The organism is Methanolacinia petrolearia DSM 11571 (genome assembly GCF_000147875.1).
In the GTDB taxonomy this organism is placed as follows: domain Archaea; phylum Halobacteriota; class Methanomicrobia; order Methanomicrobiales; family Methanomicrobiaceae; genus Methanolacinia; species Methanolacinia petrolearia.
On the sequence record NC_014507.1, the window covers coordinates 1460178 to 1480499 of the forward strand.

Consider the following 20322-nt stretch of genomic DNA (forward strand, 5'->3'; position numbering starts at 1 on the left):
GGAATATAATTAATCATTCTATGGCGAGAAAAATTAAATTCCTGATAATCACGGCAATAATTCTTGCACTTCTTGTAGGCCATACAAACGCAGTGCCCAATCCCCTTCCCGGGGAAGGCGATCCGAAAGCTATTCTTAATTTATTTCATCCAAATGCAAAAAATAATGAAACGATCTCATCTTTCATAGATAAATACAGCGATTTCAAGTGGCATGAAATCCCATACAACGAAACTTTCGAGTATATCTATATCACTCCGGCCAACGAGTGCAGTGAGCAACTTGTCTACCTGAATAATATTCGGGCTGATGAACACAACCGCGAACCGTCGATTGTATCTGTCAGGATCATCGGTTGCGACGAGATTCTTCCACTTGATCCCTTATTCCAGTTCCCGGAGGTCTTTGAGAATTACTCGTCGCTATCCGGGGACTAGGATCTTATGGACTACATAGAAGAAAATATCCCGGGCCGCTGTGCGGAGGTGGAAAAAAGCGATTCGGAGACTGATGTTTATTTCATCGACGATGCAGGAACTTTTACCGAGTACATCGTAACGATCGAAAAGGGCCTGTTCACGAACGATGTCGCCTATAGTACATTCATATCAGAGGAGTATTTCACTATCAACAAATCCGAAGCACAGGCTGAAGCTCTCGGACAACGTCCGGGCTGGAACCTTACCGGGGAAACGATCCTGAAGATCGACGACGATGTTTTTGTCTGGGAGATCCCGGTGTCAAACGGATCGGGGGAAGATACGATAATTATCCCGGCAGAGCTTCGCGAGGGAAATCCTGTCATGAAAACCGAGCCGAAAGGAATGCCGGGATTCGACCTGCTTTTGACTATCTGGAGTGTTGGAATAGGTTCAATTATTCTTTCCAAAAGAAGAGATTAAAATAAACGGAGAAAATGGAAAAGCAGACTCTAAAAGAATGCAGATGGGAGACGGCATTCTCAGGTATGAAGATTTCAGAACACTCATCCCTCCCGGAGGAGAGCCGGGATATAAATAATCATTCTATGTCGAGAAAAATTAAATTCCTGATAATCACGGCAATTATTCTTGCACTTCTTGTCGGTCATGCAAATGCAGTGCCCCATCCCCTTCCCGGGGAAGGAAACCAGATCTTAATACTATATATGATCCATCCTAATGCAAAAAACAATGAAGAAATTACCTCATTTTTGGCAGAACACCCCAATATCAGCTGGCGTGAAAGTGTCTATAATGAAACATATGATTATATCTATATCACTCCTTTGAACGATTGCCGCGAGAAGCTTGTATATATAAATCAAAGAAAAGTTGACGAACGCAACGAACCGTCGATTGTATCTGTCAGGATTATCGGGTGCGACAAGATTCTTCCACTTGATCCCTTATTCCAGTTCCCGGAGATCTTTGAGAATTACTCGTCGCTATCAGGGGACCAGGATCTTATGGACTACATAGAAGAAAATATCCCGGGCCGCTGTGCGGAGGTGGAAAGAAGCGATTCGGAGACTGATGTTTATTTCATCGACGATACCGGAACTTTTACCGAGTACATCGTAACGATCGAAAAGGGCCTGTTCACGGACGATGTCGTCTATAGTACGTTCATATCCGAGGATTATTTCACTATCAACAAATCCGAAGCACAGGCCGAAGCTCTTGGGCAACGTCCGGGCTGGAACCTTACCGGGGAAACGATCCTGAAGATCAACGACGATGTTTTTGCCTGGGAGATCCCGGTGTCAAACGGATCGGGGGAAGATACGATAATTATCCCGGCAGAGCTTCGTGAGGGATATTCTGTTATGAAAACCGAGCCGAAGGCAACACCCGGATTCGACCTGTCTGTAACCATCCTTGGTATCGGTGCGGTTCTGGTTCTCATAGCCCGGAGACGAAATTAGACCCAACAGAATTTTGTGAAATATTATAGTTTAAGTAATGGAATTAATTCCTGTTCAACCACAGTTTGATCAGGAAGTTTACCATCAATCAACAAAACATTTCTTTCAATCACTCATCAGATTGTTCAAGGGCATGGTGAAAATCATTATTATATAATTAAATCATATTTTAAAACGAGAGCGAACGAGGGGATTTAACTCCGCCAAATCCCTATTTAAAAATCAAAGAAACGGTTAAGCAAAGGACCGGATTGCAGGGCCTTAAGATTCGCAAATTTGCATGGCCGACAAAAAAATAATGATAAAAAATGAAAACAAAATTCGGTACGAGGATTTTGAACCTGTCTTTAATAATGATACTTGACGGTACGTTTTTTTCCGGCAGAATTATTTATGCCGGACTCGAAGGATTTTATCGTAGCATTTATTTCTTTGAATACGGGGGATTAATCCGAAATGAGTAACTTTGAAAATATCCTTAGGTCAATTCCCGGTTACATCCTCGATCCTGCCGGGACATATGAAAAAAACAGAAACACGAATACCTTCAGGTTAATAGTAATACTCTTAATTCTTGATGCGGTTATCGCTCTTCTTTCAGGTCTTTCATTTTATATTTATGATTTTTTAAGCGGGCGTCTTACCGGACCCCAATTATTACTGCCGGTTTCAGGATTAATTATCCTGGTAAACTTTATCATTGCGATTCTGATAATTCTGTTTGTAATCCATTTTGCCTCAGGATATAAGAACAGGGACGTAAAATTTGTCGATTCCTTCAAAATTTCAGTCGTAAGTTATACTTATTTTGTTGTAATAATCGCGATATTCAACCTGATAAACGCATTATATACAGCCGGTATGAATTATAATGCCGGCAGCCTGACATATTTCGTCGGTTATCCGGCTTTCATTCTTGCACTGCTGCTTTTCATCCGGGTTTCTGCCGAAGGAATAAAGACATTGCACGATCTTTCCGGGTTGAAACCATACGTAATTGCAATAATATCTATTTCAGCGGCAAAGATTATTGTATACCTCCGCTCCTCCCCGATCGGGGACTTCTGTTTATTCATAGGATTGTGAAGACTGATCTCCCCAAACTTTCCAATGATCCATTATGGAGAGATGCGGTTAAAGTCCATTTTTTTATAATTTTTCCATCGCAAAAAGGAGAAAACAATTCCCTGAAAAATCCATCGTGCGGGGCGAAAGTAACCCCGAAAACAAACCGCAAGGCGAAACTGTTTCCGCCTAAAAACCCCGGATGTCAAGCAAAGCAGAAATATGAGTACGCCAGAATCATACCTGTGCCAAAAAGAATCCCGATTTGCCAGAATCCTTACAATCTATGCACGGAAGACTGCCCGTTCCGCCCGACATGCACCATCACCAGAGTGCCCATGCTGATACACTCCGTCGTGATACATTACAGGCTGGGCAGAATTTACGGAGATGATTACATAAACGAACTCATAAAAATGCGGTGCAATTCGATCGATTCCGTCTGCCATCCGGAGGGTATCGATTTAAAGGAAAAATTGCGGCCCAGAATAAGAATGGAGGCATTATAATATGTGCCCCCCGGATACAGACTCAGAAAACGTTTTCCTTCGCGAGAAGAACGGCAATCTGTACTATGTCGTGCGCAACGGGAAGGGAAACGGCAGAAAAGAATCATGGTACAGGATAAAAGACTCTGAAAAAGATCTCATAGACCGGATCCTTGAAGGGAAGAAGCAGATCCTGGACGAGATCGTCGAGTTCCCGTGCATGAACCCGGAATGCAGGAACAAAATAAAGATGACAAAGGAACAGCTGGAGGAATTTTTCATAAGCTACAAGAAAAAGTACGATATGGTCGTCTTCCCCTGCTGCTCCAAAGAATGCCGGGACAGGCTGCTTGAGATTCATGGCGGCGAACTGGTCTGCCGGAATAATAAAAATCAGTAATGCCACGGCAGGGCCGGCAGATCCCTAATGACAACCATTTAAAAGATCCGGTGAACATTTCCCCGCCACCTGCGCAATACAGGGCATTGATCTCGCAAACCTGACTTCCCTTTTTTATATTCTAGTACAATTCAAATGCATGGGAGACATTGATTCCGATATTGCCGTCATAAAAAACGATATTGCACATATCAAAGACGGAGTCGAAGAGATAAAAAACAACTGCCAGAAAAGGGATGAAGACTGCGACTGCAGATTTACAGAACTGTACAACTCCAAAGCTGACCATTCTTTAAAGATAAAAGAGATCGAAGGCCAGCTCTCTTTTCATAACAAGATCCTTGCGGCCTTCGGGGCATTAGGTCTGGCCCTGGTAACGATCTGCGGCGATATCGTCACATGGTTCAGGGGTGTATAATGATACCTTCGAATGTAAAAGAGGCAATCTTTGGGAGTATCCCGGATCAGCCGGACACGATCAACGTCTGCATTGAATATGCCGACCGCTGCGACGTGGCCGTAGAGCTTGAAACATATCCGGTCGTCGTTACCGTCAGGTATTCCGGGGACAAAACAGATAAAATCCGAACACCTGTAAACCATATACTCGACGTTCAAAAGGAAAACGGCGAGATCACCTACACGATGGGAGAATTCCGGCAGGCTACACTTTCACTCGCAGTATACGCCGTTGACTCCGGAGAAATCCCGGCGGGCGATCTGCTGGATGATTATATGCAGCTGTTGCAGACGTGGGCGTTAAAAGATCTTCCGGGCATCGTAGAGATCGCCGAAATAAACGAGATATCCGATATCTCGAATTCCGGCAATGCCCTGACCAGAAATTTCGATGTCGTCATACGAACGGCTCTCACCTATGAAAAGGCCGACCCTGCCGCAGCATCGATAGAAACCGACTTTTCTTTATAAACTCTTTTTTCGTTCTCTTTTTGTATGCCAGATATTCGTGATGCAATCAAGATCACATCTATGGTCAGTACAGCCGCATCGGTAACCCAGTGGGGCGTGCCGGCCATAATTGGTGAAAGTTCAGCAACAGAGAAAAACACCCCGAAAAAATTCACCAGTCTCGAACTCGTGAAGACCGAGCACGGTGAAGACTCGGATGTCTACAAAGGGGCGTATGCGATGCATAAGCAGGGAGTGAAAACGATATACACCGTTTCAGTCAATGCTGCAACGCCCGGAACACCCACTGCAGCGGAGGTCGAAAGTGCTCTTAACACACTACTGACCTATGTCTCGGCAGGTGAGATCGATGCCGCAGTACTGGCGGGAATTACCGCTTCAGGTCTGCTTGAAAAACTCAGGGACTTTGCAGACGATTCAAGGATCATCTTCGTTGCAACACATGCAGAGAACGAGACTCTTGCAAACATACTCTCGGCTGCGGGATCGCTAGAGAGCGTGAACGGGTTCTTTGTCGCGTACAAGTCCGTGGAATCGGACGACGTGGCATGTGCGGTTATGGGAGCCATCATGGCCCGCAGACCGTTCTATACCCTCACGTGGCTGGAAGTCGATGTAGATGTCGACGATTATTACAGTCCCTCAGACCTCGCGAGCCTCGAAGACGGCCGTGTAAATGCAATTATTCAGTACAGCGACGACAACCGGCTGAGCAACGGCATGAGCCTGGACGGCACGGTTCCGTTCCTCGATACGACAAGGACACAGTACTACATCGAGACTCTCATTGCAAAGGCAATTGCTGAAGAGAGACTGAATGCATCCCAGGTCGCATACACCCGGAAAGGTTTCGAGGTAATCAGGAGCTGGATCGTGGCCCCTCTTGAAGAGTTGATACGCGGGAACCTGATCGACTCGTATTCGGTTACAATGCCCAAAATGGAAGACATAACAACCGAGGATCAGGCAAACCGTAAGATTACGGGTGTAAAGATCGAGGTGCAGACAATAGGAGACGTCCAGGCTTTCGAGATAAGCCTCAACATTAAGGTGTGATGAAAATGGCGACAAAATTCGACGTGGATGATATATCCTGCAGCTTTAACGGAACTGAAGTAACCGGCCTGAAGTCTTTCAAGCCTGAAAACTACCAGAAGGAGACAACCTTTATCTCGGGAATGCACGGACCGACCGGACACCAGCACAAGTACAGGGAGCCCAAAGCCACCATTACGGTCTCACCGGATTCGAACATTATCGAGATGGCCGACGAACTTGCAGAATCGAAGGACACATTCTCGATCGTGTTCCAGACTCCTTTTAAGGTCTACAACTGTATCGACTGCGTAATCGATTCTATCGACGACGGGGAGCAGAACGAAGAGGCACAGGACGTTACAATTACTTGCGTCCCCCTCAAGATCGAAGTCCAGAAGGTCCGGTAATGATCGACAAATCCAAATTTTTTTACAACGAGGACGAGGATAATTTCGAATTCGAATTCGAGGGCGACACCTTTACGTGCAGAAAGATTACAGGCCTCGAGCTTACGAAATGCCTCGACAAAAGGGACGTTTCAACAATGTACAGGAACCTGATTCTCAAATGCATGGTTGAGCCGTCGTTTTCGGCAAAAGAGATCGAAAAACTGTCTGCAAAATACTTCATGGGCCTCGGTTCCAGGATCCTCCAGGAGCACGGAGCTGATATCGAGGATTTTCTCAATACGGGGAAGACTTCCTGAATTCGTGGGAATCCGAAGTAAGACTGGATCTCGAACTATATCTTCTTGCAAAGGAGCTCCGGACCGAAGTGGAGATTGTCCGGCGATGGCCCTACGAGAAACAGATGAAATGGCTCATCGCCCTGGGACTGATCGTTGAAAACCAGAGGAAGGCCGTTCAGGATGCATCGAAGCACAAGAAAGACGACGGGGAGATTTACATCCTTGAAGACGACAGGATCGTACACTATTCCTGATTCACCTTATGGAGATCGAGGTACATGGGGACAAATTCTTTTTTTGAATTTCTTTTCGCGATTTTAAATTTTTTTTGGATCTTCTCTGTTTTATACGAGTAAATAATTTCGAGATAACATACATCCTCACATACTTTCAGATATAATTCAGGCAACCCCGGCATCGGCGGCAGAGCCGCCGAACGGCCCCTGCCCAGGGGCCTTGCCATAAGATAATCTTCCCATTGCACGCCCGGGGACCGGCGAGGGTCCCCCGGGCTGTTGAATTTAGTCCTCCCCGGTTTTTCTATCCCGTACACGCCATGAGTTTACCGCGTCCGCCGCTCAGGGGATACTTGTCTATCCCCTGAGTGGCCTTTCACAATGGAGAGGCCCCGAGGTCGGGGCCGATCCGTGAGCCTGCTGTGCGGCTCGCGGCGAGGGGTTGCCAAAAGTAGTGAAACTTGTTTTTGTTTCACCTGCAACAATTATTAGAATCATGTATTTTGATATTTAATGTGTAGACGATCGTGCAGGAAGACATTTAATATATTAGCAATAATTGTTAAAAGGGCTGATTGGAGCACGACCGCTCCTTCAACAGAGGCATGAAATTTCTGCCCGGGGTCATCTCATCCGGGCATGAGATCTTCCGCCGTGTCTTCCAATACCCCGTTATGCCCACCTACATTCATAAATCACAGAGCCCAAAAAATGCAGACCTAAATTCAAGGATAGGATCGCTCAAAACAAAGCTCATATATTTTTTTTGAATTTTCACGAAATACGCAGTCGATTTATTGATCTTCCTTACGGCAGGCTGTCGAAGAGTCTCTTTCGGGGATTCCTGTCACAGATCGTGAAGGGGACTGTGATGAATTAAAACCAGGTCTTTTTCATATCGATTAAAGAGATTTTCCTCAAACGTGTAGACGATCGTTCAACAAGACATTTAAGGTACCAACTCTATCTTTCTGGGTGGGCTTTGGGGAGCATGTTATTTACAGGGGTCAGGGTAATTCAATGCCGGACAGCCCACCCAATTTGTCCGGGAATACCCTACCCCGCCATAAAGGTTTCAGATATTAGCTATCCTCTGCACTACAATCCTTCGATGACAGTATTATATTAGTGCCGTGTTCTCCGGAAGTTTTCACCCGACTTCGCTTTATAAATCACATCAATGATGAATTACACATGTCCGAGGAAGGAACAATTCGTTCGATAGAGATCATCTGGGAGCTGGTGGACGACATAACCTCTCCGGTTGAAAAGATCAACGAAAATATAAATAAAATGATCGGGAAGAGCCGGGAGATCATTGGAAAATATGAAGAGACGGTTACAAATTCGATCTATGAAATAGCCCGGGCCTACCTGTATGCACAGGAGGTACTCGATTCATATACGAAAGACCTGAAATCCTGCTCGAAGTATACGGGCGTCAGTGAGGAAGTCCTTGAATATATGCAGAATCCTCCTGAATTCGTATTCAACAGAAATGCACTATCCGATGTTTCAGATCTCTCACGGCAGTGGGCAACGGGATCTGAAGAAAAAACACCACTCAATCCCGTATCCTTCAATACCGGGATAGCAGGCGGTTCCGGCATGATGCTGATGGCCGGAACGGATATGACAAACCTGGAAAAGCTGGGGACAATCAACAACGCGATAACGGACTCGATCGGCCTGTACAGGGAATTTTCAGATACGACGGCATCGGTATTGTCTGAAAATCCCGCTTTGAACGACATGCTGACAGGCGCTTTTGAACAGATGCCTGAATCGCTACAGGGAATAATCTCCACCGGCGGCGAGGCGGGATCGGCACTTATGGATATTACGGAGAGCGTGCTGCCCCTCGCCGATTCGGCATTCTCCGTTGCCGATCAATGGGGTCAGGTGTATGGTATCCTGACAAATTACATTCCCACTTCGACCTTTGCAACGATCACTACTGGGGGGCTGTCCGGGGCGATGACGACGCTTGGAACATCACTATGGGCAATCGCGACAAACCCGGTAACCTACGCGATTCTTGCAATCGTAGCCGCGGCCTGGCTCCTGTGGGATGTCTTCGACAAGGGCTGGGAGAACTCAATGCTGAAGGGAGCAGTAGACTGGATATTCGAGACCTTCCCCTGGCTGACGCCTTTGGTCGAAGGGATCGTCACCGCCTTCACATACCTGCAGGAGGTCATGGTCTCTGTCTGGGAGTACATAAAACCGATCGTGGACACCATCACAAGTACGCTTGAAAACCCCGTGGTAAAGACAGTCCTTGATGCCTTGTGGAGCGTCACCCCGATGGGAATGGCAGAGAACGTCTATGCAATCACAACAGGACAGCCGACAAAACTACAGTCCGACTTCGGAGAACTTGCCGGTGGGGAGTACATACAAAATGCCTACCAGACGCAGGAGATCACAGACAAGGCCTACGGCTCATCGGCAGGAGGCGGAGTCACTGTAAATATCGGAAGCGTCGATGCATCCATGAACACCGGAGATCTTAAAACCGAAGGCGTGACGACTGACGACCTGAACACGATAATGAACAAACGCGACCGGAACCTCCAGTCCGGGATGCAGCGTATGATAACCGGAGAACTGGTCTCGGTAGGAGCGTGATTATAATGGCAACCGAAGATATCGTGCTAATCTACGACAACGTAAGAACAGTCCTGGAGACCGTATCCGAAGTCTCATACTCGGACAGCCTCGAAGTGCCGCAGCACAAGACTGCCGCACAATATTCGATAAGCGATCACATCATCCGGAATCCGGTGTCTGTCACGCTGAAGATGACGGTCTTAAAGGACGACATCGACACCCTGGTCTCGCTTAAAAACCAGAAAAAGCGCCTGAAATTCATATCCGAAACCCGGGTGGTCGATACCGTCGTGATATCGGCCCTGAATTACAGCGAGGGAACTTCGATAAACACGTGCAGTGCGACACTGAAACTGCAGGAGGTAATCACCGCGAAAGTCGAATCCGCTTCGGAATCCCTTGAGATACTTACTGCAAAGCCGGAGGAGTCGGTCACCGCGTCCGGCTCCTCGTCTTCGCCGGAGGAGAAAACGACAACTACGGACGGGATTACGGAAATTATCGAAAACGGCGGGACAGTGGAGGGGATGCTCGGATGACTTCGATAATGCCTTTCGAAACCTCTGTCGGATGCCCGCAGAAGCAGCTCTTCAAACTGAACAATATTACCTACTCGGCATTTTACCAGTACAACCCGACGGCGGATCTCTACACAATCTCTGTCAGGAGGGTTTCGGACGATGTTCAGCTCTATTCCGGGAAACTGGTCGAAGGATTCTACAACAATATCAAAGACGATGTTACAAATGAGGTTCTCTTCACCCTGTACGTCAGAAACCTGGAAAACATGGAGGTCTGGATCATATGAGCTCCACATCCTGGTATCGTATTGCATCGGTCCAAGTCGACGATCTCGTATTCGATTACGAGAGCTGTGATATCGAATTCAAAATCAAAAAATCAAGTGACTCCGGCCAGAACCAGGGAGAGATTACACTCTGGAACCTTGATAACAAAACCCTCAGTGCGATAAATAAAGACGCACGGGTGAGGGTGAAGGCGGGTTTCAAAGGAGATTACGGCACGATATTCGAGGGCTATGTAACAAAGAAAGAGCCGCAGGCGGACGGTGTGGATCTCTCCACGATTATCACCTGCTCCGATTCCTCATTTCTCTTTTATAATTCGAAGGAATTCGTCTTCGAGGTGCGTGAAGGCCAAAATCTTTCGGGGGCGGTCAGACAGGTATACAATACCTGTAACGTTCCGGCCGGAAAGATCAGCGACATCGATTATACCTTCCCCCATGCAAGAACGTTTACCGGAACAGGCCAGGCGATCCTCGAAGAGATGCTCAAAACTATTAACGGCACTTCGAAGGATACAAAATATGTCTCGTACACCGAGGGAGGCATGGGATACTTCGTCAGGTCGGACAACAGGACGGCCGGGGTTTTCGAGATCAACAGCTCGACGGGGCTCCTGACAATTGAGGTTACCGAAGATTCGAACTCGGATACGGTCGCCACTTTGACGACACTTCTGAACTGGAGGATCGGAATCGACACATGGCTCAGGATCGAAAGCCCGAATATCAACGGACTGTTCAAGGCGTCCGGGTATACGCATACCCTCAGGGGCGACACCTACGAGACAGAAATAGAGGTGGCCGAAGCATGACGGGTATCGGCATGCTCGCGAAGAACCTGATCGAAAAGGAGGTCGGCAGGCTCTGGACGGCTACTGTGGCAAAGGTCGTATCGGTGGATTATGAAAAGAACCTGTGCAGCGTTACGATCAAAAATACTGTCGGCGGAAATGAGGTCACGCTGAGGGATCTTCCGGTAATGTATCCTTCGACATCGGCGGGGACTCTCATGCTCGCGATCTCGGAGGGCGATCTCGTCCTGGTAATCTTCGGGAAGTGGAACATCAGGGAGCAGATCGCAGGTGACGGTATCGACACGGTGAACGAAGAGACGATTTTTTCGATCAACAACGGGATCGTAATCCCGGGAATATTTTCACAGTCCGAAGGCGTCCCCTATATTCTTCAGGAGAAAGATATCGTCCTGCGGCATTCCTCCGGTGCGGGGATTAAACTAAGCGGCGACGGCGAGATTAAGATCGTAGCGAAAAAACTGGATATCTGCGATATGAGCGAGGGATACGAATTATGAATCTCGTCGCGGTCGAAGGGGATGTGGATACTGCCGCCGACGCTCATGCTTCAGAGGATGTTCCTCCGCACGGCGGCGGGCCTAAGACGATTTCTCCTGTCGACCAGCAGACATTTGCCGGTATTAACGGGAGACTGATTGTTACAAAAGGAGAAGACTTCATACTGGCAAATTGTGCATCGTGCAGTGCCGCATGTTATGCCGGCCAGCTCTCAGACTGTTCGTCGTTCTGGACGATCAACGGAATTCCCGTATGCAGGAACGGAGACATCTCACTTGACGGTGAGCATGTTTTTTCAGGAATTATTGCATCGCACCAGAATTTTGTAAATACTAATTAATTCCTGTAATTTTTTTTAACACTGAATTATTCCCCAGGCTGAAAAAAATTTATTACACAATGCTGCCGGGTCCGGTCCCGTGATTTCCCTGCTCCGACTTTTCTTTATATCCTTCTCTGCACGAGAATTCATCCAGATGAGCAAAGCAGTTAAAATTGATGAAAACGGCGACACCCTGATCGATACGGCAGGGAGGATCAGGTCGGTATCCGGGCATGAAAAAATCATCCAGGATCTGACTGTCCTGCTCCGATCTGTGAAGGGTTCGCTTCCTTTCGATACCACATTCGGGACAGAGGATTTCCCGGAGATGAATAATCCCAGCTCCAAAATTATGGGAAATGCAGTCTATGCGGCTATTCTCCAGCATCCCGATGTCAGTGATATCCGGGATCTTCAGGTATCGAAAGAAGGAAGAATGATGTATGTTTCGCTTACCGTTCTCCTGAATGACGGAGCGGATGTAGATATGGAGATGTTAGTATGACTGATTATGGTGTAATTTCCACGGGATTCAGGACGAAAACATATGATGAAGTCCTTGAAACGATGATTGAAAATGCCGGACAGATCTTCGGCTATGACATGGACCTGTCCAATAATACGATTCTCGGCCAGAAACTGCGTTCAATAGCCGTCGAGATCGCGACCCTCTGGCAGGAGATGGAAGGAGCATATTATTCCGCTTTCATATCCCAGGCGGAGGGCCAGAGCCTCGATCGCATCGTCGCCCTCGTGGGGATCAAGAGGAACACGGCACTAAAAGCATCAGGTGTTGTAACTTTCTCGGTCAATGAAGCTATAGAAACGGATATAAAAATTCCGTCAGGCACGATTGTCGGAACGGCGGACGAATCGATCCTTTTCGAAACCCCGGAGGATGTAATCCTTTATGCAGGCGAGATGTCGGTTGATGTTCCGGTCGTTGCACAGGAGGCTGGATCTGACGGGAATGTATCGGGCGGAACCATAACGAAGCTTGTTACTTCGATGTCGGAGATCGACTCGATTACGAACTCATCCGCAATTACCGGCGGCGGAGATGCGGAGACGGACGCGAAGCTGAGGATCAGGGCGATGACGATGAAACCGGCTGCAAAGGGAACTGTTGCGGCACTGGAATCGGCCCTTCTCGCTCTCGACGGTGTTATGGACGTAAATGTCGTCGAAGATACGGACTCACATTCGGTCGATATCGCCATTGCCGGGGGAGATTCGGATGAGATCTCGTCTGTTATCGAAGAGACACGGCCATGCGGGATCCCGGTGACATGGGATTACGCGACCGGGGTCTCTATCGATGTGACGGTGACGGTAGTCAAAATAAGTAGTGCGACTGAGGCTGCCGTCCAGGCACAGGTAACGAATGCAGTCTCGAACTGGCTCTATGAAAAAGAGATCGGAGAGGATCTTTCGTACTACAAACTCCTCCTGGCAATTTCAGGGTGCAGCTATGTATCGAATATATCCTCATTGTCGATCACAGACGGTACAAATATCGCCGATACGGTCGGAGAGGTCCTCCCTGTCGAAGAGGACAAGAGAGTCGGTGAAGGTGCAATTACGGTGAATGTCGTATGACCGGCAGGGCGGTTTCAATTTTACGGAGATTGTCCTCGGCTTTTCGGCAGGATACCGAAAGCAACAACTACAAACTCATAAAGATCAACGCAGACGAGCTGGACGAGATCGATGCGGTTATCGATGAGATTATCCGGGCCCACAACCTGGAGCACTCGTCCGGGCAGAGCCTTGATTTTCTGGCTGAACTGCTCGAACTTGAACGTAACGAACGATCGGATGACGATTTCAGGTCATTGATCGCAGCAACGGCGGTTTTCAGGAAATCCAACGGGACAATAGCCGATATCAAAAACGTAGTCTCCCTGATAACGGGTGTTTCGACAGATGACATCGTCGTGCACGAGGACGGAGGCAACTCATTTTCGATTGAGCTGAAGAGTATTAACCTGAATGCCTTCAGCCTGACGATCTTTAATGAAAATGTCGACAAAACCAGGGCTGCGGGAGTGAAGTATCTCGCTGAAGATCTTGTGATGATCTTAAACTCCCTTTGGGAAGTTCACAGGACCAGGGAAGGCGGGCTGATCTATATCCGCACTTCTTCGTTCCAGTACGGGCTCTCGACCTTTGGAGAGGCTCCCTATGGCGATCCGTGCGAGAGCCATCTCGTCTCTCCTGGGAGTGTGACAATGATCAATAAAGTCTATGGTTATGGTTTGACGGAATACGGTTCGAATTACGGAGATCCGGGAATTTAGGAGTGATCTGAAAAATGTCTATGGAAACAGATTATTTAAAACTTGTAAAGCATGCCGCCGGTGACGAAGGATGGGCGGATGATATGAACAATAACCTTGACGAGATTGATTCACGATTTGATAATGTCAATAGTAACCTCGCAAGCATTGATGCTCAATTTGATGATATCAATAGTAACCTCGCAAACTTTGATGCTCAATTTGATGATATCAATAATTACCTCACAAATATTGATACCGGGTTTAATTGGCAATCCTATTCGTCAAACCCTATAATCAATGGTGATTTTAGGATTTGGAAGCGTGGGACATCCGGATTCGGAAGCGAATATAATGCCGACAGATGGTTAAGTCTTGCAAATTCCGGCAGTATGACGGCTGAAAGAGTCGCATTCACACCAGGTCAGACTAATGTCCCGGGGGAACCGGAGGCATATCTAAATCATAATATCACAGTGGCCGGGGACATCTTGTGTGCACAACTCATCGAAGACGTTCGAACATATGCTAACCAGGTACTATCTTTTGACTTCTGGACATATGTTGATTCTCCAACATCAATCGAAAAGATCACTATCGGACAGAATTTCGGCACAGGGGGATCGGAACCAGTATATACTCAGGCCATACTTGACGAACCTAACCTCAAAGCAGGATGGAATAATATCACTGGATATTGTTCGGTTCCGTCCATTGCGGGAAAAACAATAGGAACAAATTCATACTTGTTATTCAGAGCAGACGTTGCAGAAACATATACAGGGAATTGGGGTATTTCTCAGGTAAACATCAATCCCGGCTCGACATCGTATCCGTTTAAACCACGCCAGATTGCACTTGAGGAGCAACTTTGTCAGAGGTATTATCAAAAGATATTGTCCAATGAATTGGACACTTATTTTAGCAGCGGCGTATCCTATTCATCCACTTTGTGTGTATTTCCTATAGTATATAGTATACCAATGCGTGCGGCCCCAACCGTAATATGTAACGGACCTTTTGCGCTCGTTGCCGGCACGGTAGTCAAAGGTGTATCGTCAATACTCGTCGAACATATAAACGAATGGAGCTGTGGATTGGCAATAACAGCTTCTAACCTAAGCGGCGGTCAGGGTGCAGTGCTACGTGGAGGATTTGGAGAATCATATATTTCATTCAATGCGGAGCTGTATTAAAATGACTGAAAAGACCTATAATATCAAAACTAACGGTTACGGAGACGTCATATCGATTTTTTCGTCCCGTGGCGAATACATACCTTCCGATCCCGGTAACTGCCATTACCAGAAATTTCTGGAGGCGGAAGAGTCCGCAAAATCATACGAGACAGCCTATGAATACACTTTCGAAGGCAGGCTTGAAGTCGTAAGGGCCAAACGCAACCGGAAACTCGAAGAATCGGACAAATATACAATGCCAGATTTCCCGATAGACGATACAGAGAGAGAAGAATGGCTTGCATACCGGCAGTTGCTTAGAGATCTGCCATCGACACTGACCGAAGAGAACATCGACATTTTCGAATGGCCTATGAAACCGAACGAGGCAACACAAGGAGAGTAACTAAATAACAACAACATCAACTAAAAATTTGAATTTGTAAAGGATGCCTCAGGGTGATTTCGATTAGGCCAATGATATGAAAAATAACCTTAACAAGATTGACTCATCGTTTAATCCGTTCATAGGGCATTCACATAAGGTATAGATTCCCTAAAAACAGACATCAATCATTCTCCTTTTTTTAATAGAGTTATTGCAGACAACACGTCAAAAAAACATCAGGGAATAAATTTGTACCGCTACTGATGATGAAACATTGATCCAGAGCATATCGCACTATCCTGTTAATACTCGGAAACAGGTGAACATCGGGGAGTGAGACGAAAACCAACACACCCGACTTTCCTTTTTCATGTATGCAAAAACAAGTTAACTGAGTGAACAAATAATGACAGCAGAATGGAATACAACAGCGGGATTAGAGAATAACGCCGAGATGATCAAGAACTTTTATACACACATGGTTTTTGATACTGGAAATGTCGCAGAAAAAGATGCAGCACCGGCAAACGAAGTGTTCCGGGTCGTAGTGTCTGCGGTGAGAAACGGACAGGACATTGAATGGTCAGCGACGGTAAACTACGGAGTATGTACAGAGGATACAGTAGTAAATGCTCTTTGGATGGTCGGAAAGGATGCAGGAAATAACGACGTTTTCCTTGCCTGCAACCTGATAAATCCTGTAACCCTGAACCCGAGCACGGGAATGACCTTCAGATTCCCTTACTCTGTGAGCGGGTACTCGAACTCGGAGGCGTGAAATGCCCGATACATACACACCGAATCTCGGCCTGACCAAACCATGTACAAGAAAGAACTGGGCCGAGGCCGTCAACGAGAATTTTGAAAAACTTGGGGTTCTGCATTACTATCATACAGACGGATGGATGTTTATATGCAAAAACGCCATCTGCAACAACGGCGTATGGACGCAACCGGATACAAATCTTCAGTCGTCTGTAATTGCATTGGGAAATGACGGTTCGTTCACACTTCAGACATGTCCCGCCGGAAGCCCAACCATCACATCATGGACGGCTGTAATGACAGTGACAAGTGCCGGTGCAGTAACTCTCGCCAGTGAGGCTACGTTTGGGGCAAATGGCACGGTCTCTCTCCCGAATGGTGTGGCAATCAACAGTTCCGGAACTCTCACCCTGCCGGGAGACCTTTCGGTTGCCGGCACTATCTCAGGGAATATCACAGCCCTATTGCTGCTTTCACAGATGACTATCAGCGATAAAGACTGGGGCGGCCATAATATTACCAATCTCGGGCAGATCACCACAGACAAAATGATCCTCACTCCAACGGATACGATTCCAACCTACTTACTGGCACAAGATCCGAGCGGGGGTTACACCTCCGCTGAATCTTACACCCTCGTGTTAGCTCTGTCCGTTGCAGTTCCTTCATACGTCCTAGATGCGGGTGGAGCATCCGTGGTCAAGGTGGCGTATGATTTCGGAACCGGAGGAAGTCCGTCGGCATACGCTAGGATATACATTAACGGCGTGGCGGTAGGATCGGAACATCATATCAACATAGCGTACTATAGTGAGACAGTGAGAGAGGAAATCCCAGTATCCCCGGGAGACATAATCCAAGTTTATTGCCATGGCGTCCCGGTGTATTTCGGGAATCTCAGGGTATATGGCTTTGCATACCCAATATCTATCGACACGTGGTAAAGGAAATCTGACATTTTTTTATAACCTTTTTTCGGTAAATTTAAGAATATGGCAATAGAACTTTTTGGAGACGGCGGCATAATCGCTACTGCGATAGCCATGATCTTTGCTCTATGGCAGTCAATAAAGGCCCGTAATCTCAGCGGAGCAATAAAAGCTCTCGGCAAGCTCTGGAACTCGAACAACAAAGAAGTCACGAAGACTGAAGATCTCCCGAAGGAGGCCCAGAACGTCGTTGCTGCAAATGCAGACGCCATCCTGATGACTGGTGCATTGAAGAAGCAGATAACAGACAGGCTCGCCGAAAGTCGGAAGGATGAGATTCTTCAGATCATCTATGACAACGAAAACGATGGCATACCCGGCGACAGCTAAGTTCTCGGAATCCCTGAGAAGGGTATTAATTACGAGATCTTCTGTGGCAAAATCCAGAATAGGATTGCCTTAAACAACATCGTCAGTAAGAAAACCACGGCGATCCTGACAGCTGTTAGATCATATGAGTATAGGGCGAGAACTCCTCATTGACAGGGAACATTCCGGCAAAGCAGTCATCAGAAATTACAATGGAGATGATGAACAGATCTCTCTTCGTCAACTGCATGTAATTGAAGTCAAGAACGTAATGTCTAGTATATTTATCATAGAATATTCAGAAGTTCTAAGAATTCACCCGACTTCCCTTTAATACCTCTTTTTTTCAATCCCTAAACGACCATGACATATGAAATCGTAGCTGCAAGTATAGGCACCGCTCTTGTAACAGTTGCAGGAATGGCGATCATAGCATGGATCAACGGAGCACCGGCGAGAGCCGAGCAGAAAAGAATTACAGAAAACGACCGTGCCTTTACAAGATACCTTGAAAGGAGCCAGAAGATTGCAAAAAGCGACAACGATCTGAATCGCCAGTACGGCATCGTACCTGAATCTTCAGAACCCGGCCTCGCCAAAGTGCTCGAAGAGATCCGGCAGGCAAAGACGGATTTCGAATCCGTCAAAAATGCCTGGATCGATAACAACAAGGAGTGAAAGAAAAAATGTTTGGATTTTTCGGAAACGAACAGAAAAGAATTACAGAAGATGACCGTGCATTCACACGATACATTGAGCGTGCACAGAGAATAGGAAAATCGGACTGCGACCTCGCACGCCAGGCTGACACGACAAAGGACATCATAGCCGGGAGAGAATCTTCATCCTGGAATGAAGAAGCCCAAAAACTTCAGCCTGCAAACTAAACCCTTTTTTCTGCATATTATTCCACCAGGGATAATTTTTTTTAAAACGTGAGAAAACTGAGTTTAAATTCCTCTTACACTCATCTATTACAACTTAAAATTAAATTTAGATCGTTTTGTGATAGGCTTACGGGGATGGACAAGCATCCCCGCCGACGCCATTTTCAGCAAATTATACATCCACTGGATTAACCAAAATTCTGAAGCACTGAGTTTTTACCGCATATACTTCCTTGCAAAGATCGTGATGAACGCGGCCCACATAAATGTTCCAAAGAACGCTTCGACAAGTGCCAGCCCCTGCCATGCAGGAGAAATTTTGTACCCGCCGAATCCCGGTGTCATTGCGGTAGTCGTGCTTAAATAAAAATATTCGATAAATTCAGATCCCGGATCGAGCGTTTGATAGCTGAAATATATTATCGCAAATGTGAGAATAAATCCAAACCAGATACAAAAAGTTCGTAAAGGCCGCACGCCATATCCGAATATCAACTGAACAAGGATATATTCCGGCCACCTGAAAATTTCCAGTTTTTGCTTTCGCTTTCCCTCCATTTCACGATAAAAGTATTTGTCTGCCTCGTGATTATCACCGAATTTAATACATTGGTTTTTTGCTAATCGACAGGCATTTTCCTGAGCTTTATGAGACGAAAATTTGGCATCTCTGAAATCTACGATTCCTTTTACATAGATAGGAATAAGTTCTACTTTGCCTGAAAACGAAGCACTGTTAAATAGGGCATTCTCGCCAATTTCTGAACCAGCAAATAAAGCATCTCCGTCGATTTTTGCATGTATAAAATTTACATTCTTGCCAAGATTTGCCATTCTAAATAATATATATCCTCTGATGTTTGCTTTTGCAAACCAAGTTTCACCACCGACATTTACACTTTCAAACCAAGCATATCCAATTATTTCAGCACCTCCAAAGATGGTATTTCCAATGATATTTGCCCCCCCAAATACAACATTCCCACCGATTTTCACGTTATTAAATAAGGCATCTCCAGCAATTTTTATTCCTCTAAACCAAACATCACTGCCCGTTTTCGCACTTTCAAACCAGACATTCCTACCAATATTCGCACTTTCAAACCAGACATTTCCACCAATATTCGCACTTTCAAACTTGGCATCTTCTTTGATCCGTACATCATTGAAATTGATATCCCCCTCCGTCTTAACCGGTAAATCAAAAGAATACAGTATCGCACCCTCAAAATTAAAATCTCCAGAGTTCACCTTTTCCTTCGTTTTTTCCTCTTTCATTTCCTTAAGACGCTGATACTCTGGGTCTTCATTATCCTCCGGAAAAGGAACATGAAGCACACAAAACCGGGACCCTTCTATCGCAGGTTCCGGGCACTTCTCTCCGTTTCGAAAAGTATAATCACACAAAAAAACATCACCACACTTTCACGTAGAGATCGAGATACAAATGCATGATATTGGGATTGCCATGAGGCGCCATAAATGTGATGACACATCCCCTGAGAAAAATATAAGCCGTATAAAAATTACTATTACCCCAATTGAGGCAGGGAAGATCCAACACGAGATCGGGAGGCCCCTGCAACAGGAATTAAGATTCCAGCGAATCTCCAGGTAAACAATCGATCTGCACCAAAAATGTGCACCAGATTGTCGGACCGGAGAACACACCAACAAATCGATTTTTTTTCTCAAAAACAAAATTGAAAATTTTTAAGGA

Annotated in this window: 29 protein-coding genes; 28 read left to right on the forward strand and 1 reads right to left on the reverse strand. The window is 46.3% G+C overall.

Going from position 1 to position 20322, the window contains the following annotated elements; all coding sequences use genetic code 11:
* Positions 1-20 precede the first annotated feature (20 nt).
* The 28 genes from MPET_RS07275 to MPET_RS07410 all read left to right on the forward strand — a co-directional run bounded on the left by MPET_RS07275 (position 21) and on the right by MPET_RS07410 (position 18602).
* Positions 21-437, forward strand: a complete 417-nt coding sequence (locus tag MPET_RS07275; RefSeq protein ID WP_013329370.1) for a hypothetical protein — start codon at positions 21-23, stop codon at positions 435-437.
* A gap of 6 nt (positions 438-443) precedes the next feature.
* Positions 444-902, forward strand: coding sequence for a hypothetical protein (locus MPET_RS07280; protein WP_013329371.1), 459 nt, complete (start codon positions 444-446; stop codon positions 900-902).
* Positions 903-916: 14 nt separating this feature from the next.
* Entirely contained in the window at positions 917-1906 is a 990-nt protein-coding gene (locus tag MPET_RS07285; RefSeq protein ID WP_013329372.1) for a hypothetical protein, read from the forward strand.
* 456 nt (positions 1907-2362) lie between these two features.
* Complete coding sequence (locus MPET_RS07290; protein WP_013329373.1) at positions 2363-2992, forward strand: YIP1 family protein; 630 nt, start codon at positions 2363-2365, stop codon at positions 2990-2992.
* The gene (locus MPET_RS07295) at positions 2989-3480 is read left to right on the forward strand and encodes a hypothetical protein (protein ID WP_013329374.1); all 492 of its coding nucleotides are present in this window, start codon (positions 2989-2991) and stop codon (positions 3478-3480) included. Before MPET_RS07290 ends, MPET_RS07295 begins: the two co-directional genes overlap by 4 nt.
* Position 3481: 1 nt before the next feature.
* Positions 3482-3859 (forward strand): hypothetical protein, encoded by a 378-nt coding sequence (locus tag MPET_RS07300; RefSeq protein ID WP_013329375.1) that lies wholly within the window; start codon positions 3482-3484, stop codon positions 3857-3859.
* Between the two features lie 139 nt (positions 3860-3998).
* Positions 3999-4277 carry a hypothetical protein gene (locus tag MPET_RS07305; RefSeq protein ID WP_013329376.1) on the forward strand — a complete coding sequence of 93 codons (279 nt, stop codon included), beginning with the start codon at positions 3999-4001 and terminating at the stop codon, positions 4275-4277.
* Positions 4277-4789 (forward strand): hypothetical protein, encoded by a 513-nt coding sequence (locus MPET_RS07310; RefSeq protein ID WP_013329377.1) that lies wholly within the window; start codon positions 4277-4279, stop codon positions 4787-4789. The genes MPET_RS07305 and MPET_RS07310 overlap by 1 nt, the downstream gene beginning before the upstream one ends.
* Before the next feature lie 24 nt (positions 4790-4813).
* Positions 4814-5845 carry a hypothetical protein gene (locus MPET_RS07315; protein ID WP_013329378.1) on the forward strand — a complete coding sequence of 344 codons (1032 nt, stop codon included), beginning with the start codon at positions 4814-4816 and terminating at the stop codon, positions 5843-5845.
* Positions 5846-5850: 5 nt separating this feature from the next.
* On the forward strand, positions 5851-6234 hold the full coding sequence (locus MPET_RS07320) for a hypothetical protein (RefSeq protein ID WP_148222199.1): 384 nt from the start codon (positions 5851-5853) through the stop codon (positions 6232-6234).
* Positions 6234-6533, forward strand: coding sequence for a hypothetical protein (locus MPET_RS07325; RefSeq protein ID WP_013329380.1), 300 nt, complete (start codon positions 6234-6236; stop codon positions 6531-6533). Before MPET_RS07320 ends, MPET_RS07325 begins: the two co-directional genes overlap by 1 nt.
* A gap of 68 nt (positions 6534-6601) precedes the next feature.
* Positions 6602-6769, forward strand: coding sequence for a hypothetical protein (locus tag MPET_RS15335; RefSeq protein ID WP_013329381.1), 168 nt, complete (start codon positions 6602-6604; stop codon positions 6767-6769).
* A 1176-nt stretch (positions 6770-7945) separates the two neighbouring features.
* Complete coding sequence (locus MPET_RS07335) at positions 7946-9382, forward strand: hypothetical protein (RefSeq protein ID WP_013329382.1); 1437 nt, start codon at positions 7946-7948, stop codon at positions 9380-9382.
* A 5-nt stretch (positions 9383-9387) separates the two neighbouring features.
* Positions 9388-9903, forward strand: a complete 516-nt coding sequence (locus MPET_RS07340; protein WP_013329383.1) for a phage baseplate protein — start codon at positions 9388-9390, stop codon at positions 9901-9903.
* Complete coding sequence (locus MPET_RS07345; RefSeq protein ID WP_013329384.1) at positions 9900-10172, forward strand: hypothetical protein; 273 nt, start codon at positions 9900-9902, stop codon at positions 10170-10172. Before MPET_RS07340 ends, MPET_RS07345 begins: the two co-directional genes overlap by 4 nt.
* A complete protein-coding gene (locus MPET_RS07350) occupies positions 10169-10984 on the forward strand; it encodes an XkdQ/YqbQ family protein (protein ID WP_013329385.1) in 816 nt (271 codons plus the stop codon). Before MPET_RS07345 ends, MPET_RS07350 begins: the two co-directional genes overlap by 4 nt.
* On the forward strand, positions 10981-11484 hold the full coding sequence (locus MPET_RS07355) for a Gp138 family membrane-puncturing spike protein (protein WP_013329386.1): 504 nt from the start codon (positions 10981-10983) through the stop codon (positions 11482-11484). The genes MPET_RS07350 and MPET_RS07355 overlap by 4 nt, the downstream gene beginning before the upstream one ends.
* Positions 11481-11825, forward strand: coding sequence for a hypothetical protein (locus MPET_RS07360; RefSeq protein WP_013329387.1), 345 nt, complete (start codon positions 11481-11483; stop codon positions 11823-11825). The genes MPET_RS07355 and MPET_RS07360 overlap by 4 nt, the downstream gene beginning before the upstream one ends.
* Positions 11826-11961: 136 nt before the next feature.
* On the forward strand, positions 11962-12312 hold the full coding sequence (locus MPET_RS07365; protein WP_013329388.1) for a hypothetical protein: 351 nt from the start codon (positions 11962-11964) through the stop codon (positions 12310-12312).
* Positions 12309-13406, forward strand: coding sequence for a baseplate J/gp47 family protein (locus MPET_RS07370; RefSeq protein WP_013329389.1), 1098 nt, complete (start codon positions 12309-12311; stop codon positions 13404-13406). Before MPET_RS07365 ends, MPET_RS07370 begins: the two co-directional genes overlap by 4 nt.
* Positions 13403-14107 carry a DUF2612 domain-containing protein gene (locus tag MPET_RS07375; protein ID WP_013329390.1) on the forward strand — a complete coding sequence of 235 codons (705 nt, stop codon included), beginning with the start codon at positions 13403-13405 and terminating at the stop codon, positions 14105-14107. Before MPET_RS07370 ends, MPET_RS07375 begins: the two co-directional genes overlap by 4 nt.
* A 14-nt stretch (positions 14108-14121) precedes the next feature.
* Positions 14122-15282, forward strand: coding sequence for a hypothetical protein (locus MPET_RS07380; protein ID WP_013329391.1), 1161 nt, complete (start codon positions 14122-14124; stop codon positions 15280-15282).
* A gap of 1 nt (position 15283) precedes the next feature.
* Complete coding sequence (locus MPET_RS14490; RefSeq protein WP_013329392.1) at positions 15284-15670, forward strand: tail fiber assembly protein; 387 nt, start codon at positions 15284-15286, stop codon at positions 15668-15670.
* 460 nt (positions 15671-16130) lie between these two features.
* Complete coding sequence (locus tag MPET_RS07390; protein WP_187287542.1) at positions 16131-16430, forward strand: hypothetical protein; 300 nt, start codon at positions 16131-16133, stop codon at positions 16428-16430.
* Between the two features lies 1 nt (position 16431).
* The gene (locus MPET_RS07395; protein ID WP_013329394.1) at positions 16432-17361 is read left to right on the forward strand and encodes a hypothetical protein; all 930 of its coding nucleotides are present in this window, start codon (positions 16432-16434) and stop codon (positions 17359-17361) included.
* 48 nt (positions 17362-17409) lie between these two features.
* Positions 17410-17736 carry a hypothetical protein gene (locus tag MPET_RS07400; protein WP_013329395.1) on the forward strand — a complete coding sequence of 109 codons (327 nt, stop codon included), beginning with the start codon at positions 17410-17412 and terminating at the stop codon, positions 17734-17736.
* A 342-nt stretch (positions 17737-18078) separates the two neighbouring features.
* On the forward strand, positions 18079-18393 hold the full coding sequence (locus MPET_RS07405; RefSeq protein WP_013329396.1) for a hypothetical protein: 315 nt from the start codon (positions 18079-18081) through the stop codon (positions 18391-18393).
* Positions 18394-18401: 8 nt separating this feature from the next.
* Positions 18402-18602, forward strand: a complete 201-nt coding sequence (locus MPET_RS07410; RefSeq protein WP_013329397.1) for a hypothetical protein — start codon at positions 18402-18404, stop codon at positions 18600-18602.
* A gap of 216 nt (positions 18603-18818) precedes the next feature.
* Here the strand turns inward: MPET_RS07410 and MPET_RS07415 are convergent, their stop codons facing one another.
* On the reverse strand, positions 18819-20009 hold the full coding sequence (locus tag MPET_RS07415; protein WP_013329398.1) for an ion channel: 1191 nt from the start codon (positions 20007-20009) through the stop codon (positions 18819-18821).
* Between the last annotated feature and the right edge of the window lie 313 nt (positions 20010-20322).

Coding starts and splice junctions, on each gene's coding strand:
- MPET_RS07275 (WP_013329370.1), top strand. CDS start 21: ATGGCGAGAAAAATTAAATTCCTGATAATCACGGCAATAATTCTTGCA.
- MPET_RS07280 (WP_013329371.1), top strand. CDS start 444: ATGGACTACATAGAAGAAAATATCCCGGGCCGCTGTGCGGAGGTGGAA.
- MPET_RS07285 (WP_013329372.1), top strand. CDS start 917: ATGGAAAAGCAGACTCTAAAAGAATGCAGATGGGAGACGGCATTCTCA.
- MPET_RS07290 (WP_013329373.1), top strand. CDS start 2,363: ATGAGTAACTTTGAAAATATCCTTAGGTCAATTCCCGGTTACATCCTC.
- MPET_RS07300 (WP_013329375.1), top strand. CDS start 3,482: ATGTGCCCCCCGGATACAGACTCAGAAAACGTTTTCCTTCGCGAGAAG.
- MPET_RS07305 (WP_013329376.1), top strand. CDS start 3,999: ATGGGAGACATTGATTCCGATATTGCCGTCATAAAAAACGATATTGCA.
- MPET_RS07310 (WP_013329377.1), top strand. CDS start 4,277: ATGATACCTTCGAATGTAAAAGAGGCAATCTTTGGGAGTATCCCGGAT.
- MPET_RS07315 (WP_013329378.1), top strand. CDS start 4,814: ATGCCAGATATTCGTGATGCAATCAAGATCACATCTATGGTCAGTACA.
- MPET_RS07320 (WP_148222199.1), top strand. CDS start 5,851: ATGGCGACAAAATTCGACGTGGATGATATATCCTGCAGCTTTAACGGA.
- MPET_RS07325 (WP_013329380.1), top strand. CDS start 6,234: ATGATCGACAAATCCAAATTTTTTTACAACGAGGACGAGGATAATTTC.
- MPET_RS07335 (WP_013329382.1), top strand. CDS start 7,946: ATGTCCGAGGAAGGAACAATTCGTTCGATAGAGATCATCTGGGAGCTG.
- MPET_RS07340 (WP_013329383.1), top strand. CDS start 9,388: ATGGCAACCGAAGATATCGTGCTAATCTACGACAACGTAAGAACAGTC.
- MPET_RS07345 (WP_013329384.1), top strand. CDS start 9,900: ATGACTTCGATAATGCCTTTCGAAACCTCTGTCGGATGCCCGCAGAAG.
- MPET_RS07350 (WP_013329385.1), top strand. CDS start 10,169: ATGAGCTCCACATCCTGGTATCGTATTGCATCGGTCCAAGTCGACGAT.
- MPET_RS07355 (WP_013329386.1), top strand. CDS start 10,981: ATGACGGGTATCGGCATGCTCGCGAAGAACCTGATCGAAAAGGAGGTC.
- MPET_RS07360 (WP_013329387.1), top strand. CDS start 11,481: ATGAATCTCGTCGCGGTCGAAGGGGATGTGGATACTGCCGCCGACGCT.
- MPET_RS07365 (WP_013329388.1), top strand. CDS start 11,962: ATGAGCAAAGCAGTTAAAATTGATGAAAACGGCGACACCCTGATCGAT.
- MPET_RS07370 (WP_013329389.1), top strand. CDS start 12,309: ATGACTGATTATGGTGTAATTTCCACGGGATTCAGGACGAAAACATAT.
- MPET_RS07375 (WP_013329390.1), top strand. CDS start 13,403: ATGACCGGCAGGGCGGTTTCAATTTTACGGAGATTGTCCTCGGCTTTT.
- MPET_RS07380 (WP_013329391.1), top strand. CDS start 14,122: ATGTCTATGGAAACAGATTATTTAAAACTTGTAAAGCATGCCGCCGGT.
- MPET_RS14490 (WP_013329392.1), top strand. CDS start 15,284: ATGACTGAAAAGACCTATAATATCAAAACTAACGGTTACGGAGACGTC.
- MPET_RS07390 (WP_187287542.1), top strand. CDS start 16,131: ATGGTTTTTGATACTGGAAATGTCGCAGAAAAAGATGCAGCACCGGCA.
- MPET_RS07395 (WP_013329394.1), top strand. CDS start 16,432: ATGCCCGATACATACACACCGAATCTCGGCCTGACCAAACCATGTACA.
- MPET_RS07400 (WP_013329395.1), top strand. CDS start 17,410: ATGGCAATAGAACTTTTTGGAGACGGCGGCATAATCGCTACTGCGATA.
- MPET_RS07405 (WP_013329396.1), top strand. CDS start 18,079: ATGACATATGAAATCGTAGCTGCAAGTATAGGCACCGCTCTTGTAACA.
- MPET_RS07410 (WP_013329397.1), top strand. CDS start 18,402: ATGTTTGGATTTTTCGGAAACGAACAGAAAAGAATTACAGAAGATGAC.